Source organism: Kitasatospora sp. NPDC048286, assembly GCF_043201735.1.
Lineage (GTDB): Bacteria > Actinomycetota > Actinomycetes > Streptomycetales > Streptomycetaceae > Kitasatospora.
Genome location: NZ_JBICZE010000001.1, coordinates 702,331 through 717,911, shown reverse-complemented (window position 1 = coordinate 717,911; position 15,581 = coordinate 702,331). Strand labels below are relative to the sequence as shown.

At 72.3% G+C, this 15,581-nt stretch carries 12 protein-coding genes and 1 pseudogene; 1 reads left to right on the top strand and 12 read right to left on the bottom strand.

Going from position 1 to position 15,581, the window contains the following annotated elements; genetic code table 11:
* Positions 1–11 precede the first annotated feature (11 nt).
* From ACGF13_RS03370 to ACGF13_RS03355, 4 genes are all read right to left on the bottom strand, one after another.
* Positions 12–1,070 carry a hypothetical protein gene (locus ACGF13_RS03370; protein ID WP_392868447.1) on the bottom strand — a complete coding sequence of 353 codons (1,059 nt, stop codon included), beginning with the start codon at positions 1,068–1,070 and terminating at the stop codon, positions 12–14.
* Positions 1,067–3,274 (bottom strand): hypothetical protein, encoded by a 2,208-nt coding sequence (locus ACGF13_RS03365; protein ID WP_392868445.1) that lies wholly within the window; start codon positions 3,272–3,274, stop codon positions 1,067–1,069. The genes ACGF13_RS03370 and ACGF13_RS03365 overlap by 4 nt, the downstream gene beginning before the upstream one ends.
* A 13-nt stretch (positions 3,275–3,287) precedes the next feature.
* Positions 3,288–3,683 (bottom strand): WXG100 family type VII secretion target, encoded by a 396-nt coding sequence (locus ACGF13_RS03360; RefSeq protein WP_392868443.1) that lies wholly within the window; start codon positions 3,681–3,683, stop codon positions 3,288–3,290.
* 192 nt (positions 3,684–3,875) lie between these two features.
* Positions 3,876–4,829 (bottom strand): aldo/keto reductase, encoded by a 954-nt coding sequence (locus ACGF13_RS03355; protein ID WP_392868441.1) that lies wholly within the window; start codon positions 4,827–4,829, stop codon positions 3,876–3,878.
* A 153-nt stretch (positions 4,830–4,982) separates the two neighbouring features.
* Here ACGF13_RS03355 and ACGF13_RS03350 point away from each other — a divergent pair, with 153 nt between their 5' ends.
* Positions 4,983–5,183, top strand: a complete 201-nt coding sequence (locus tag ACGF13_RS03350) for a hypothetical protein (RefSeq protein ID WP_392868439.1) — start codon at positions 4,983–4,985, stop codon at positions 5,181–5,183.
* Between the two features lie 54 nt (positions 5,184–5,237).
* On the opposite strand, the gene ACGF13_RS03345 is transcribed toward ACGF13_RS03350, so the two are convergent.
* From ACGF13_RS03345 to ACGF13_RS03310, 8 genes and pseudogenes are all read right to left on the bottom strand, one after another.
* Positions 5,238–6,260 (bottom strand): endo alpha-1,4 polygalactosaminidase, encoded by a 1,023-nt coding sequence (locus ACGF13_RS03345; RefSeq protein WP_392868437.1) that lies wholly within the window; start codon positions 6,258–6,260, stop codon positions 5,238–5,240.
* Positions 6,261–6,282: 22 nt separating this feature from the next.
* Positions 6,283–6,978, bottom strand: a complete 696-nt coding sequence (locus tag ACGF13_RS03340; RefSeq protein WP_392868435.1) for a spherulation-specific family 4 protein — start codon at positions 6,976–6,978, stop codon at positions 6,283–6,285.
* Positions 6,975–7,892, bottom strand: a complete 918-nt coding sequence (locus ACGF13_RS03335; protein ID WP_392868433.1) for an NAD-dependent epimerase/dehydratase family protein — start codon at positions 7,890–7,892, stop codon at positions 6,975–6,977. Before ACGF13_RS03335 ends, ACGF13_RS03340 begins: the two co-directional genes overlap by 4 nt.
* A gap of 128 nt (positions 7,893–8,020) precedes the next feature.
* Positions 8,021–8,722: pseudogene (locus tag ACGF13_RS03330) on the bottom strand (NDP-sugar synthase); the annotation flags it as partial.
* A 75-nt stretch (positions 8,723–8,797) separates the two neighbouring features.
* A complete protein-coding gene (locus ACGF13_RS03325) occupies positions 8,798–9,790 on the bottom strand; it encodes an SDR family NAD(P)-dependent oxidoreductase (protein ID WP_392868431.1) in 993 nt (330 codons plus the stop codon).
* Positions 9,791–9,924: 134 nt separating this feature from the next.
* Positions 9,925–11,451, bottom strand: coding sequence for a hypothetical protein (locus ACGF13_RS03320; protein WP_392868429.1), 1,527 nt, complete (start codon positions 11,449–11,451; stop codon positions 9,925–9,927).
* Positions 11,452–11,551: 100 nt separating this feature from the next.
* The gene (gene pelF / locus ACGF13_RS03315; RefSeq protein WP_392868427.1) at positions 11,552–13,066 is read right to left on the bottom strand and encodes a GT4 family glycosyltransferase PelF; all 1,515 of its coding nucleotides are present in this window, start codon (positions 13,064–13,066) and stop codon (positions 11,552–11,554) included.
* Positions 13,067–13,180: 114 nt separating this feature from the next.
* Complete coding sequence (locus tag ACGF13_RS03310; protein WP_392868425.1) at positions 13,181–15,547, bottom strand: hypothetical protein; 2,367 nt, start codon at positions 15,545–15,547, stop codon at positions 13,181–13,183.
* Positions 15,548–15,581 lie beyond the last annotated feature (34 nt).

The window sequence follows — 15,581 nt, the reverse complement described above, 5'->3', positions numbered from 1 at the left end:
GTCCCGTGTGCTCAGGGCAGCTGTGGCGCCGAGCAGCCGTGGCGCTGGGCGGAGCGGGCGGCGAAGGTCCGCAGGGCGTCCTTCTCCAGGGCCGGGTCGGGCGCGGCGGTGTGGTTCCCGTCGAACACGGTGGCCACCGTGAAGAGGGCGGTGGTGCCGCCGGGGCAGGTGGCGGTGGCCCAGGCCACGTCGTCCTTGGCACCCGCCGGGCCGGTGACCGGGTAGTCCGCGACGGCGGGGAGGACGTCCGCGAACGGCGGGTAGTACGCGCCCAGGCGGAAGCGCGGGGCGTCCTGGCCGGCGTACAGGAAGCAGTCCTCGATCAGGGCGTCCGGGTCCGCCGCAGACTCGTTGGTGGTGCCGGACAGGCCGGCGCAGGTGCCGGTGGCCGCGCCGTCCGCGACCTTGACGTACCGGGTGTCCGACGGGACCTCGGTGATCTGCGGTCCGGAGGGCGCGGTGCAGCCCCAGACCCGGGCGGCGCCGTCCGCGGCGCGGGCGGCGACGCGGGCGAACCGGGCCCGGCGGGCCGGGTCGTCGAGGACGTAGTTGCCGTCGGCCGGGACGGCCCCGACGGTGATCAGCAGGCCCGGGGAGTTCGGGGCGGGGCAGTCCAGGGCGACCACGGCGGTCGCGCCGATCCGGCCCTGGAGGTCCAGGACGCCCCTGCGGCCGTGGCCGAGCGGCATCACCATGGTGGTGGAGAGGTTCGGACGGTCCCGGCCGAGCCTGTGCAGCGCTCCGTCGGCCCGCTCCTGGCTCCGGTCGATCCGGACGTCCAGGAAGCCGTTGCCGGGATTCCCGGCGTTGTCCACGGAGCAGCCGGCCAGGCCCTCGGGCGCCTTGGCGTCCTTGCCGCGCGCCCGGTCCACCCCGAGCAGGTCCTCGACCTCGGCGGTGTCCACGCTGCCGTGGCAGAGCCCGGCCAGCGAGCGGCCGTCCTGCCAGCGGTCGTACCCGCCGCCCAGGTAGAACACGGCGCCGGCGACGAGGACCAGCCCGACGGCGGCGGCGACCGGAAGCCGCCACCGCCGACGGGCCCCGCGCGGTTCCGCGGGCTCGGCCGTCACTTGTTCTCGCCCCCGCGGCCGAGGGCGGCGGCGGCGTCGCTGCGGCCGGTGTTGTAGATCGTCCGCATCTGCTGCTCGTCCCAGTCGACGGCCGGGGCGTCCGGGTTGAGTCCGGCCCGCTGCTGCTGCCACTTCTCGACCATGGCGCTGATCCCCTCGTGTCCGCTGCGGCCGTCGGCGCCGGTGAGGGTGTTCGCCTCGATCCGGCCGGCCGCGGCCGCGTTGATCTCGGCGGTGGCGTTCATCTGCCACCCCATGATCCCGTCACCGAGCAGGCTCTGGGCCATCGCCCCGACCCCGGGGACCGGGACGAGCTTCAGCGGGGTGCCGATGCCCTGGTACAGGCCCTTGGCCTGCCAGGCCTTGACCTTGGTGTCGTCGTCGCGCTCGTCGAGGATGGCGTCGGCCTGGACGGCGTCGTACACGCCGAGGGCGACCGAGGAGTTGGCCATCACGCCCTTCCACTCCTTCTCGCCCACGTTGGGCGGGAGTTCGGCGAGCTGCTGGGCGACGTGCACTATCTCGGCCTGCTGGACGATGTGGTGGGACTCGGGGTCGTCGGCGATGCCGCGCAGGACCCGGACCAGGGAGCCCTTGTCGGTCGCCATCCTGGTCTCCCCGGTGACCGGGTCGACCCAGACGCCGCTGGCGTCCTCGCCGGAGTGGTCCTTGGCCGCGCGGTTGGTGCCGGAGAGGATGTCGTGGGTGTCGGCGGTGTAGTCGGCCAGCGCGTTGGCGATCGGGCGCTGCATGCCGGCCGGGAGCTTCTCGTGGCCGATGCCGCCGTCCAGCATGTTGACGGTGTCGCGCATGACCCGGGCCTGGGCCTCGCTGTGATGCCTGACGGTGTCCTCCTGGCCCGCCCGGTCGCCGGTGGCGGCGGCCTCGATGGCCAGGCCGAGCGAGTGCTGGCCCTGGACGTACTTGCCGTCGCGGATCTCGTCCGGCCAACCGCGCTCGTCCAGCAGGTACTTGAGGTGGTCGTTGGTCCGGGGGTCGCCCGGGTCCAGGAAGCGGGTGGAGGCCTGGGGGTTGTGACTGAGCGACTCCATGAAGCCGGCCACGGCGTCGCCGCCACGGCCCTCGCCGAGGTGGTCCCACTTCGGCTGGGTGGAGTCGGGCGCCCAGATCACCTGCGGATCGACCTTGGCGTCGCGCTCGTACTTGAGCAGGCTCTCACCGTAGGAGTTGAGGAAGTCGGAGTCGTACTCGCCGGAGCGCATCAGGCTGCTCATCAGCTGGTAGCCCAGTGGCATCGGGCCACCGCCCTCGCGCTTCACGAGCTGGGGACCGAGCTTGATCATCTCGTTCTCCCAGTCCTGCATGGGCTTGGAGTGGCTCTGGGTGGCGGTGCCCAGGGTCGCGCCCAGCGAGGCCTGGAGCTGCTTCACGGCCTCGTTGCGTTCCTTGCTGTACCTGCCGAACTTCGCCGGGTCGTTGACGTCGCGCCAGAAGTCCAGGGTGCCGCGCGGGCCGAGCGTGGTGGCGAACTGCTCGGCGAACGCCGGGTCGCTCTTGCGCTTCTCCAGCAGGGAGTTGAGCCTGGTCAGCTCCTCGACCGAGAGGTCGCCGCCCTTTCCGGCCAGGGCGAGCGCGTCGGAGAGGTCCTTGCGGGCCTCGGTGGCCTCCTGGAGGCTGTGGTAGCCGTTGGCGTTGAACGAGTGGTCGTTCGCGCCGTTCGGGTCCGCGCGCAGCGCCCAGGCGGCGGCCTGGTCCGCGTCGGCGGCCTGCTGGAGCGCCGCTTCGAGGCTGTGGACCAGGTTCTCCACCGCGCGCTTGCGCTGGGGCAGGAACACCGTCTGGTACTCGGGGTCCTCCTGGGCGCTCTTGTCGTTGAGCAGCGGGTGGACGTCGGTGACCTTTCCGGTGCCGTCCACCTTCAGGTGGTCGGCGGGGCCGTCCTCGTCGGCGATCTTCTTGAGCAGGTTCTGGGCGGCGGTGAACTGCTGGGCGGCGTCGGCGAGCAGTCCGCTGATGTCGGCGGACTCCTTTCCGGCGGCGTCGAGCTGTTCGGCGGCCTTCTTGATCTGCGTGCGGGCCTGGGTGGCGGCCTCGCCCTCCCAGCCGGCCGCCAGCTTGTCGGCGACCTCGCCGGTCAGCCGGTCCTTCAAGCCGACGTAGCGGGCCTGGAGGGTCTTCCACTCCTCGGCGGCCGCGTGCAGCGGCTCGATCCTGGCGTTGCGGACGATCTCGTAGCTCAGCACGGTGGTGGCCCCCTCAGTTCCCGCCGGACAGGTTCTGCTTGTTGGCGTTCTCGGTCGCCGTGTACTGGTCGGCGGTCTTCCGCAGCCGCTCGGCGATGTCGTAGAGGAGGTTGCCGAGGGTGGAGACCTGGCTGTCCCAGCGGATGGAGCGGTTGCGCAGCTCCGGGCCGGTCTGCCAACTGGTCAGCGCGGCATAGGCGGTGGTGGTCTTCTCCGCGGCGGTGTCGTCGACGGTGTGGAAGTTGCCCCTGATCTCGTCGACGGTGCCGGCCCGCGCCTTCAGGTCGGCGGGGCTGACGGTCACCTTGCCGCCGCTCCCGCCGCCACCGGCGGAGTTGAGCCGCAGGCCCGCGTACTTCTTCCGGTCCTCGTCGTCGAACAGGCCGTCCCAGGCAGGATTGTCAGCCAAAGCGTTCCCCCGTGTTGGCGTCTCGGTCATGAAGTCTTGGTCCGTGCTTGGTCGTTCATTGACCATGACTTTTCGGCCCCGTCGATGGTTCCCGAGCAGGCGGACGTGATCCGGAACGCCGCAGGCCGCGAACCGCGCCCGGAGCGGGGCGAGTTCGCGGCCTGCGAGGGGGAGCTTCCGGACCGGCGCGAATCAGGCGGAGGCGGCGTCCAGCAGGGCGGTCTGCTCCGGGGTGAGCTTCAGGGTCGCGCCGGCCAGCAGCGCCGGGAGCTGCTCGACGGTGCGGGCGCTGGCGATCGGGGCGGCGACCGTCGGTCGGGCGGCGAGCCAGGCCAGGGCGACGGAGGCGGGCTCCACCTCCTGCTCGGCGGCGACGGTGTCCAGCGCCTCCAGCACCTTGGGGCCGCGCGGCTCGGCCAGGTAGCGGGCGGCGCCCTCGGCGCGGGCGCTGGCCACGTCACCGACGCCCGGACGGTACTTGCCGGTCAGGAAGCCGGAGGCCAGCGCGTAGTACGGGACGGTGGCCAGGCCGTGCTCGGCGACGACGTCGGCCAGCGGGCCCTCGAAGGTGTCGCGCGAGACCAGGTTGTAGTGCGGCTGGACGGCGACGTACTTCGCCAGGCCCTCGCGGTCGGCGAAGGCCAGCGCCTCGGCGAGCCGCTCGGCGGAGATGTTGGAGGCGGCGACCGCCCGGACCTTGCCCTCGCGGACCAGCTCGTCCAGCGCGGTGACGAACTCCTCGACCGGGGTGTCGTCGTCCCGGTGGGTGTAGTAGAGGTCGATCCGCTCGACGCCCAGGCGGCGCAGCGAGTCCTCGGCCGCGGCCTTGACGTTGGCGGCGCCCAGGCCGTTGCGCTCGGCGAGCATGCCGACCTTGGTGGCGATCACGACGTCCTCGCGGTTGCCGCGGCTGCGCAGCCAGTTGCCGAGGACGGTCTCCGACTCGCCGCCGGTGTTGCCCGGCGCCCAGGAGGAGTAGACGTCGGCGGTGTCGACGAAGTTGCCGCCGGCCGCCGCGTAGGCGTCCAGGACGGCGAAGGACTGCTGTTCGTCGGCCGTCCAGCCGAAGACGTTGCCGCCGAGGGAGAGCGGGAAGACGGACAGGTCGGAGGTGCCGAGGCTCACCCGGCTGTGGTTTCCGGTCATGATCCCAGTCAACCGGATCGCGGAGGGGTGTGTTCCGTGAACCGTACGGTTTCACGAGCCCTTCGTACCGCTGTCGCACGTGGGGGTGGTGTGTCCCGCGCGACGGGGGTCCGGGGTGTGCCTGAGGTGGGCCGATTCGTTAGAGTCCCTGCCATGGCTGACAACGACTACGACTCCGCCGGCAGCACCCAGATGTTCCGGGCGTTCGTCGACGAGAGCCCGGCCCCGCAGGCTCCGGGCAACGTTTCCACCTACGGCAGCAGCAAGAGCGGCAGTCGCACCGGCGTGATCGCGCTGATCGCCGTCGTCGCGCTGGTCGTCCTGGGCGGCGTCATCTGGCTGGCGGTCAAGTGACCCTCGCGCGGGTGGCCCTCGTCCGGGTCACCCGCGCGACGGTGGAGGAACTCCTCAGCAGGGCTTGCGCCAGGCGTTCAGCTCGAGCTTCTTGCGCATCGAACTGAAGCCCAGCGACTTGGCCTTGGCGCAGAACTGGTCCGTGTCGAGCTTGTACTCGACGTGGAAGACCGCCTTGCCCGCCTTGACGAACGGGGCGACCCGGTCGCACTCGTCGAACTGCGAGCACTCCTCGTTGACCGCGAAGTCGAAGTCCCCGAGCAGCGCCGGGATCTGGTCGAGGTCGTTCTTGAGCCCGATGGCCAGGCCGCGTTCGTGGGCGAGCTGCGCCAGCATCCGGTTGTACCTGAGCTGGTCGTCGGCGGTCAGCGGGAAGCCGCTGTTCTGGTTGTAGGCCTCGATGGTGTCCGGTTCGACGGCGTCGAAGCCCTTGCTCCTGCACATGTCGAAGCGGGCGGCCATCAGCGGCTTCAGCTGGTCGAGCTTGCGGATGTCGAACCACTTCTCGCCCTTCCAGCCGGTGTCCGAGCCCTGCAGGGACTTGGCGAAGGCGGCGGAGTCGGGGCGGAAGTCCTCCCAGGAGCCGGCGTTGATGTAGCAGATCACCTTGCGGCCCTTGGCGTGCAGTGCGGCCACCACCGAGGCGTCGTTCTCGAAGCCGTCGATGTCGTAGACCGGTACGTCCACGGACTGGTCCACGCCGCCGCCGAGTTGCCACTGCCAGGCCAGGCCGGGGGTGGGCTGCCAGCGGGCGCCGGCCGGCGGCGGTGCCGGGTTGCCGGGCGGGGAGCCGGTTCCCGGCGGGGTGGCGGGCGGCGGGGTTCCGCCGGGCGTGCCCGGGGCCGGGACGGTGGTGCCGGGAGCGGTGGGTGCGGGGGCCGGGGTGTCCGGCGCGGCGCTGGTCGCGTCGGGGGTGCCGGGGGTGCTCGGCGCGGTGGCCGCGGGGGAGTTGCCGGGGGTGCCGTCGGCCGCGTCCTGGTCGTCCTCCGATCCCGAGCTGCTGCACGAGCTGACCAGCAGGGCGGTGGTGGTGGCGAGGGCCAGGGCGGCCGGAAGCAGCCGGTTGCGACGGTTCACGGTAGTCGGACTCCGGATCGGGTCAGGTCAGTTCAGCGGCGTTCAGGCCGTACGGCAGGGTGCGCCAGGGGTTGTCCCCGGCTCCCGGTACGGCGCAGCCGACGCCGGCTCGCCGGGCGGCGATCAGGGCGGCGGCGTCCCGGGCGTGTTCGACGGGGACGTCGTAGACCAGGTGGCAGAAGCGGGAGGCAGCGTGCCGGCCGGTCCACAGCGGCAGCGTCATGCCGCGGTAGGCGTCCCAGTCGCCCTCGAAGGTGACCAGCAGGTCGGCGAGGCCGACCTCGGCGTAGCCCGGGTCCGGGTGCTCGCCGTGGCCGAACACCACGGTGCCGCAGCCGGCCGCGCGGGCGGCCGTGGCCAGCCGCCGGTAGTGCGCCAGCGCGCCCGGGTGGGTGCTGACCTGGTCGAGGTAGACGCCGGTGATGCCGTGGCGCTGGCGGTACGTCAGGATGTCGGCCACCACGGCGGCGTGCGGTCGGCGTCCGTAGTCGGTGTCGGTGTATCCCACCAACGGCAGCCCCGCGGCGCGGAGTTCGTCGGCCGCCTCGGCGAAGACGTGGTCCGGGACCGCGCCCGGGCCGTCGGCGAGGTTGAGCACGACGGCGGCGACCCGGGTGGGGTCGGCGGCGGCGACCGCCCGCCAGGCCGCCGGGTCCACCGCGGGGTGGACGTACAGCGGCACCAGCAGGCGGCCGTCGGGGGTCTGCCCGGCGGTCATGCGACCACCGGGTCGGGCGTGGGCCCGGCGGTGCCGAGCCACAGGTCCCGCAGGGTGTCGGCGAGATCCGTCTCCGGCCGCCAGCCGAGTTCCCGGGCGGCGGCCGACACGTCGGCCTGCTGCCAGGAGACCCCGGCCGAGCGTTCCGAGCCGGCCCCGCTCTCGTCGATCCGGCCGGTGAAGCCGGCCGCGGCGACCAGCCCGTCGGCGATCGCCCGGACCTGCCGGGCGTGCCCGGAGGCCAGGTTGAGCACCCGGGGGAGCGGGCGGTCGGCGGTGACGGCCAGGCCGACCGCCTTCGCCACGTCCCGGGCGTCGACGAAGTCCCGGTACGCGGAGAGGTCGCCGACCGTGATCACGCCGTCGGCGCCCTCGGGCGCCACCCGGCGCAGCTCGGCGGCCAGCCGGCCGGGCAGCGAGCCCGCCGGGGCGCCGGGGCCGACCGGGTTGAACACCCGCAGCACCACGGCGTCCAGCGCCGAGCCGGCCACCGCGAGGGAGCCGGCCAGCTTGGTCGCGCCGTACACGCCGACCGGGCGGGCGTCGGCGTCCTCGCTGAGGGACTCGCCCTGCGCGCAGACGCCGTACTCGCCGGCCGAACCGATGTGCACCAGGCGGGCCTTCGGGGCGCCGAGGGACAGCGCCTCGCAGAGCACCGCCGGGCCGCGGGCGTTCACCTCGGCGAGCTTGACCGCGCTGCCGGCCACCGCGCCGGCGAAGTTGACCACCGCGTCGGGGGCCAGCGTGGACAGTTCCTCGCCGAGCGGGCCGGCCTGGGCGGTGGCCAGGTCCAGCCGGAGGTCGTGGGTGGGCCGCCGGCCCGCGGTCAGCACGGTGGCACCGGGCAGTGACCGCAGGACGGCGGTGGCGTGACGGCCGAGGAAGCCGTCGCCGCCGAGGAGCAGGATTCTCACGCGGCCCGTCCGTCGCTCTCCACGCCCGCGGCGGCGGGCTCGGCGGTCGCGTCGTCCGGAGCGGTGCGGGCGGCCGGGATCGGCAGTTCCGCGACGCCGCCCGGGATGGGGCCGGTCGACTCGAAGGGCATCAGGACCGGGCGGATGGTGGAGAACTCGGCGTTGGCCCGGTCGTAGTCGTCGGGCCTGCCGATGTCCAGCCAGTAGCCGCCGAACTCGTAGGCCGCGGGCGGGGTTCCGGCGGCCAGCAGGTCCAGCACCAGCTCGTCGAAGCCCAGCGGCAGGCCGGGGGTGTACTTGGCGAGTGCCGAGCGGGAGACGCCGTACACGCCCATCGAGACGCGGTAGTCGATGCTGGGCTTCTCCTGGAAGCCGGTGATGGTGCCCTCGGCGGCGGTCAGCACCCCGAAGTCGATCTTGACCTGACGGGCGTAGGTGGCGATGGTCAGCGGGGCGCCGGACGCCTCGTGGTGCTTGAGCACCCCGGCGAAGTCCAGGTCGGTCAGGATGTCGCCGTTCATCACCAGGAAGTGCTCGGGCAGGCGCTCCTGCATGGTGAGCAGCGGGCCCATGGTGCCGAGCGGGCTGTCCTCGACGGCGTAGCCGACCCGCAGGCCCCACTGGGAGCCGTTGCCGACGTAGGCGCGGATGATGTGGCCGAGGTGGCCGATGGCCAGGGTGACGCTCTGGAAGCCCGCGGCGGCGAGCTGTCGCATCACGATCTCCAGGATCGCGTGCTGGTCGCCGATCGGAACGAGCGGCTTGGGAAGCGCGGTGGTGTACGGGCGGAGACGGACGCCCTTACCGCCGGCCAGGATCACTGCGTGCATGGTGTTTCCCCCACGGAAAGGATGTGCAGGACACGAACCTTGGTTACCAGGACGAGCAAGATCGGTTGCGGCGGGTCAGACGTTGTAGATGTCGGTCTTGTAGCGGGCCAGGTTGGCCGGGTCGCGGAAGAACTCGATGGTCTGCTCCAGGCCCTGCTCCAGGCTGAACTCCGGGGCCCAGCCGGTGGCCCCGCGCAGCCGGGTCGCGTCCGCGACCAGGCGCATGACCTCGGAGTTGGTCGGACGGATGCGCTGCTCGTCCTCCTTCACCACCAGGTCCACGCCCATCAGCTTGCCGATCAGGGTGACCAGGTCGCCGACCGAGATCTCGCCGCCGGTGCCGGCGTTGAAGGTCCGGCCGACCACCGTCTCGGCGGGGGCGGTGCCCACCGTGCGGAAGGCGTTGGCGGTGTCCTTGACGAACATGAAGTCGCGGGTCGGGCGCAGGTCGCCGAGGGTGATCTCGGTCTGGCCGGCCGCGACCTGGGCGATCACGGTCGGGATGACGGCGCGCATCGACTGGCGAGGGCCGAAGGTGTTGAACGGGCGCAGGGTGACGACCGGGGTCTCGAAGCTGGCGTGGTAGCTGTCCGCCAGCCGGTCTCCGCCCGCCTTGGAGGCGGCGTACGGGGACTGGGTGTTGATCGGGTGGTCCTCGGTGATCGGCACGGTCTGCGCGGTGCCGTAGGTCTCGCTGGTGGAGGTGTGCACCAGGCGGGGGATCTCCAGGTGGCGCACCGCCTCCAGCACGTTCAGGGTGCCGGTGACATTGGTGTCCACGTACGAGTGGGGGGCTCGGTAGGAGTACGGGATCGCGATCAGGGCGGCCAGGTGGTAGACCGCCTCGGTGCCCTTGACCAGGCCGTTGACCGAGCCCGGGTCCCGGACGTCGCCGAGGATGATCTCGACCGACTCCAGCACCTCCGCGGACAGGGTCTCCAGCCAGCCGAAGGACGAGAACGAGTTGTACTGGACCATCGCGCGGACGTGGTGCCCGTCGGCGACCAGGGTCTCGACGAGGTGGGAGCCGATGAAGCCCTCGGCTCCGGTTACCGCGACGCTGCTCATGCGGATTTCGCTTTCTCGATCTGCCGGGGCGGCCGACGCTCGGTGACGGCCGGCCGCCGCCGACGGGTGGGTGTCTCGGGTGGAACGGGTACGGCGGTGCACGCGAAGGAAGGCGTGCGGGATATTCGATGTGTTCAGCGGTGCTGGGTGGTGCGGCCGAGCGCGGGCCCGGCGAGTGCGGTGAGGACGACGGCGGCCGCCCCGCAGCCGATCAGCTGCAGGACGATCGGGTCCACACCTGCCAGCAGCCCGGCGCTCTCGGCGACCGCGGCGGCCAGACAGACGAGGGCGGTGCTCCAGCTGAACCCGAAGGCGTTCAGCAGCAGCGCCAGCCAGAGCGAGCCGCCGAGGAGCAGCATCGCGCCGAGCTGCGGCACGCCGAGCGCGGGGGCGCCGGGCCACAGCACGGTCGCGGCGGCGTCCAGCGCGGCCACGGTGGTGAGGTAGATGAACAGGCAGCCGAGCAGGATCGCACCGGTGCGGCGGGAGAACTGGCCGCTGGTGTGGCTGGTGCGCAGCGCGGCCACCGCCAGCGCCCGGTAGCGGAAGAGCAGCCACTCGGCGAGGCCCAGGCTGAGCGTCAGCGCGATCATGGCCGGGCCGGTCGGGGTGGTCGACGTCCCCTGCGTGGCGTGGCCGCCGGTCTGCACGGCCTGGTGGATGGTCCCGCCGAGGCCGGCGATCAGCGTGAGCGCGCCGCAGGCCAGGCCGAACAGCAGGTGCGGGAGCTCCTGGCGGACCGGCAGCCTCAGCTCGACGGACTCGCGTTCGCCGCCGCGGATGCAGGCCAGCAGCTCCCGGACGGCCAGCCCGACCGCCAGTGCCACCGAGGCGAGCAGCACCACCGTACGGACCAGCTGCGGGACGTCCACCGCCAGTACCACGCCCGCGCCGACCGAGGCCGGGGCCAGTGCCAGCAGCAGGAACTTCTCCCGCCCGAGCACCAGCAGCACGGTGGCCGCGGCCAGGTAGCAGGACTGCCCGGCGGCGAAGCACAGCGCGCCGAGCGGCCCGCCGACCAGGTACGCGGCGACCGAGGCGACCAGCGCGCCGGCCGGGGCGCCGAAGGCCAGGCAGACCGCGGCGTCGCGGCGGCGCAGCCGGCTCAGCCAGCGGTAGGAGCGGTGCGCCAGCGCCTGGTTGAAGCCCCAGCTGACCAGCGTGGCGACGGACAGCGCGAGCATGCCCGAGGGCAGGCCGAAGCGCATCCGGGTGGTCGCGAACAGGCTGGCGCCGAGCAGGTAGCCGAGTCCCGGCAGCGCGAACACCAGGCCGCGCACCACGCAGCGCCAGGGGTCGGCCCGCCAGGGGTTGGCGAACTCGGAACTCGGGCCGGGGTAGCGGCGCTCGACCTTCTCGAACAGCTCCTCGGCGACGGTGAAGGCGTCGGGGCGGCCGTACAGCAGGGCGGCCTGCTCGTCCGAGAGTCCGTCGGACTCCAGGAAGGCCGCGATCTCGTACGGGTGGACGGCGTCGGCGCAGACGTCGCGCAGGCGCTCGGCGAGTTCGTCCAGCGGGTCCGCGGGCAGGTAGAGCGAGTCTTCCGGATCCGGTTCCGGCTCCGGCGGGGCGGGGCGGCGTCGCTTGAGCGGCAGCGTGCGCAGCTGCATGGTGTGCTCGGGACCGCCCTCGCCGGGGATCAGACGCAGTGGACCACTCATGCCCCGACCTCGCTGTGCTCGGCGGCCGCTTCGCGGGACACGCGCCTCTCGATGGTTCGCTCTCCCCCAGCCTTCGGCCGGGGGTACCCCCAACGCTCGTTCACGCCCCGACCTCGCTCGGCTCGGGGCGGGCGGCGGCCAGCTGCTGGTCCCAGTCGGGGCTGGGGGCCTGGTCGGTGACGGCGACCATGCCGCCCGGCATCCAGCGGGCGGTGCCCAGGAGTTCGGTGTAGATGCCGCGGAAGCCGTCGATGTTCTGGCGGAGGGTGAACTGCTCGATCACCCGGAGCCGGGCGCCCTCGCCGAGCCGGGCGCGCCGTTCGGCGTCGCGCAGCAGCTCGATCGCGGCGGCCGCCATCGGCTCCGGCTCGCGCGGGGGGACGACCAGTCCGGTGTCGCCGACGGCCTCGCGCACGCCGCCGACGTCGGTCGAGACGGTCGCGCGGCCGCAGGACATCGCCTCGATCAGGGTGAACGGGAAGCCCTCGCTGATGCTGGAGAGCATGACCACGTTGCCCGCCGCGTACGCGTCGGTGATGTCGGCGACGCGGCCCTCGAAGGCCACCGAGTCGGCTATGCCGAGCTCGGCGGCCAGGGCTATGCAGCCGTCCCGGTACGCCTCGCCGCCCTTGGGAGTGCCGCCGAAGAGCCGCAGCCGCGCCTCGGGGATCTCGCGCTGGACGATGGCGAAGGCCCGGATCAGTGTCTCCAGGTCCTTGATCGGGTCGACCCGGCCGGCCCAGCTGAGGGTCGGCGTCTCGGGTTCGGGGCCGGCCGGCGGGAAGGCCGCCGGGTCCACCCCGTTGTAGACGGTGCGGATGTGCGAGGACGGCGTGCCGCCGCGCTCCTCCCAGCGCCGGTTGTACCGGTTGCCGGGGGTGACCAGCGCGGCCTGCCGGTAGCTCTCCTCGGCGAGCATCCGGTAGAAGCCGAGCAGCAGCGCCTTGACCGGCCAGCGGTACGGGCCGGTGCGATAGCCCAGGTAGCGCTCGCGCAGGTAGATGCCGTGCTCGGTGAGCAGAAACGGTACGCCGTACTGCTGAGCGGCGATCAGCCCGGGCAGGGTGGCGAGCCCGCCGCTGGCCGCGTGCGCGACGCCGTCCTTGGGCGGCTCGACCGAGAGCGGCCGCAGGGCGTGCTCCAGCAGGTCGGTGGCGTTCAGGGCGTCGTGCATGGTGGGCCGGGAGACGGCGGTCGGCAGGTAGTCGCGGGTCCAGACGTGCTGGAGGGTGCGCAGGGCGCGCTCGCTGCGCAGCGCCGGGCTGAGCAGCCCGTGCCGGGCGAGGTCGGCGAAGTTGTACAGCTCGGTGCCGAAGTGGGTGGTGTAGACCGGATCGAGGATGGAGTGCAGGAAGCGCTCGTACGCGTTGAGGAAGCGCCGCATCTCCTTGCCGCGCGGCGGTCGGCCTTCCGAGGCCGGCCCCCACAGCGGTGCGGTGGTGACCGACCGCACGTTGGCGGGCAGTTCCCAGGCCAGCGACTCGTGGCCGGTTCCGGTGACGGCGATGACGTCGAACTCGACGTCCGGCATGCCCTGAACGAGCTGGTCGCACCAGACGCTCACGCCGCCGTGCTGGTGCGGATACGTCCCCTCGGTGAGCAGGGTGACGCGCATTCCTGTCCCCCCTCCTGTTCTTGCGTCGGTTCCGGCCTGGATGACCGGAACGGGAGCCGTGGCGGGGCCGGGCCGGGCGACCGGCCCGACCCCGCCGACGGCGGGTGGTACCGGTTACCGGTTGCCGGAGCGTCCGGTGGTGCTGCTCGGCGTGGCCGTCCCCCCAGACGCCTTGCCGTTCTTCGTCGCAGCGGTGTCGCCGTGGTGGCCGTTGCCGCCCTGACCGATGGTGCCAGCGACGACGTCCTTGCCGGGCACCGGGGTTCCGCTACCCGGGACCAGGGACGCGGCGGGCTTGCGCGTGGTGTCGCTCGGGCCCACCGGGACCGGGGTGGCGACGCCCTGCGGCACGACCTTCTTGTCCGCCGGCACCGGGGCCGGGACGGACTTGGCCGCGACGCTCGGGGCGACGGCCGCCGGGGCGGCCGGGGCGGACGGCAGCTGCAGGGTGACGCTGCTCTGCAGCGCGCCCGGGGCCACCCAACCCGAGAGGGTACCGGCGTAGGACGAACCGAACCCGCCCGTCCCGATGGCCAGCTTCTGAGCAGTTCCGGTCGGCATGGTGGCCTGGACCTGAACGCCGGACGGCGCGTTCACGGTGACGGTGTTGCCGACCCGGTAGGCGGTGACCTGGCCGGCGGCGAGCGCGTTGTTCCAGGCCGCGCGGCGCTGGAACTCCTGGCCGATCTCGCGCTGGCTCAGGTTCACGATCGGGGCGTTGTCCGCGTGCAGCGAGCGGTAGGTGCCGAGGATCTTCTCCAGCACCGGGTACAGGATGCGGTCCTCGGACAGGTTCGACTGGTGCACGAAGTGCGGCCGCGGGTCGTTGTTCAGCACGTGGCCGAGGTCGATCCGGGCCTCCAGCGGCACGATGTACGACTGGTAGCCGGTGCTGGTGTCCAGCGGCTGCGACAGGCAGGTCGAGTTGGCGTTGTTCTCGCAGACGCCGCTGCCGCCGTTGGCCTTGCTGGTGTAGATCCAGTTGTACTCGTCGGCCTCCTCCTTCGCCGTGCCGGCGTTGTAGAAGACGTTCATCGGGTACCGCGGCACGGTCAGCGTGGAGGTGCCGACGGCGCGCTGGCCGCTCTCGCGGGAGGCGTCGCTGGCGGTGAACTTGATGCCGTGGGAGGCCAGCGCCGGCGCCAGGTTCGGGTTGTCGCTGGTCTCCTGCGGGGCGGTCAGCAGACCGGAGTGCTCACCGGTGACCAGGGTCTGCGGGTCGACCTGGAGGCTGCGCGCGGCGGCCCAGTCGAAGTTGTTCTGGATCTGGGTGGAGATGGTGTTCTGGTCGACCCAGACCGTCCCGCCCGCGGCGTTCTTGCTGCAGACCCACGGCACCACGGCGACGTTCTGGACGCAGCCCAGGTACGGGTGGGTGTAGGTGTGGTTGACCCACCGGTAGCTGCTCTGGTCGGCGATCATCTGGTCCGCCGTGGGGTCCACGGTGGTCTCGTGGTCGGCCTTCCAGTCCTCGCTGCCGCCACCGTTGAACACCATGTCCAGGGTGAAGTTGTTGGCGGCCTGCCACTGCTTCAGGTGGTTGGCGTCGTCGACGGTCATCCGGATCGGGTTGGCGGTGTCCGGGGTGCCGGGCGGGCAGGTGACGTCGCCGGGGGTGCACTTGAGCGCGGTGTCCCAGCGGTCGTCGGCCAGGAAGACGTCGTCCACGTGGGTGGCGAAGTAGTTGCGGTCGTAGCCGAGGTGGACGCCCTGGGTGAGCCAGTCGACCATGCCGCGGGCCAGCAGGCGGTACTGCTGCTGGTACTGGTTGTAGACGAACGTGACGACCAGTTCCTTGCGGCCGTCGTGGGTGTACTCGCCGACCAGTGAACCGCGGGCGGTCGTGCTGGGTATCGGCGCGTCGACCAGCGGGACGAACGAGGCGCCGGCCGGCAGACCGGCGAGCGGGGTGGCCAGGTACCCGTAGCTCTCGCTGACGTTCGGGTCGTTGTCCTCGAACGGGACGCTGCCCTTGAGGTACCCGAACGGGCCCGAAGTTCCGGCGGCGGTGGTGGCGCCCTGGAATCCGTCCAGAGTGCCCACGAATCCGGGATTCTGAGCGTAGTTCAGACCCACTGCCGGGTTGGCCCACGTGTACGCGTCGATCTGGCGGACGTTGAATGCGGCTTCGTAGCTCGCGATCGCCGTCATCTCGGCGGCACTGTTGGGGAAGGGGTTTTCGTTGGGCAGCACGATGCCCTGGAACTTCCCCCGGGGCAGGCCGTTCACCGTGTCACTCAGGAAAGCGGAGTTGATGACGGGTCGGTTGGGGTCGTTGAGGCTGACGACCTTGTAGGGCGTCCCCTGGCTCTTCAGCTCGGCGGCGATGGCCGCGACGGACGGGCCGCCGTCGTCGACGACCAGGACGGTGAGGTCGATCCTGGGCGGCGTGGTCTCGCCGTGGGCCAGGGTGGTCTGCAAGCCGCTGGCCAGCAGGACTGCCGCCGCGCACGCGGCGACTCTTCGGGTCGCTCGACCCATGGTGATCCTCCCCTTGGGGCAGGCGCGGCGCTGC

What these genes read in the sequence shown, in the direction of transcription:
- ACGF13_RS03355 (WP_392868441.1), bottom strand. Translation starts at nt 4,829, where the DNA reads ATGACCGGAAACCACAGCCGGGTGAGCCTCGGCACCTCCGACCTGTCC.
- ACGF13_RS03350 (WP_392868439.1), top strand. Translation starts at nt 4,983, where the DNA reads ATGGCTGACAACGACTACGACTCCGCCGGCAGCACCCAGATGTTCCGG.
- ACGF13_RS03340 (WP_392868435.1), bottom strand. Translation starts at nt 6,978, where the DNA reads ATGACCGCCGGGCAGACCCCCGACGGCCGCCTGCTGGTGCCGCTGTAC.
- ACGF13_RS03325 (WP_392868431.1), bottom strand. Translation starts at nt 9,790, where the DNA reads ATGAGCAGCGTCGCGGTAACCGGAGCCGAGGGCTTCATCGGCTCCCAC.
- ACGF13_RS03320 (WP_392868429.1), bottom strand. Translation starts at nt 11,451, where the DNA reads ATGAGTGGTCCACTGCGTCTGATCCCCGGCGAGGGCGGTCCCGAGCAC.
- pelF (WP_392868427.1), bottom strand. Translation starts at nt 13,066, where the DNA reads ATGCGCGTCACCCTGCTCACCGAGGGGACGTATCCGCACCAGCACGGC.
- ACGF13_RS03310 (WP_392868425.1), bottom strand. Translation starts at nt 15,547, where the DNA reads ATGGGTCGAGCGACCCGAAGAGTCGCCGCGTGCGCGGCGGCAGTCCTG.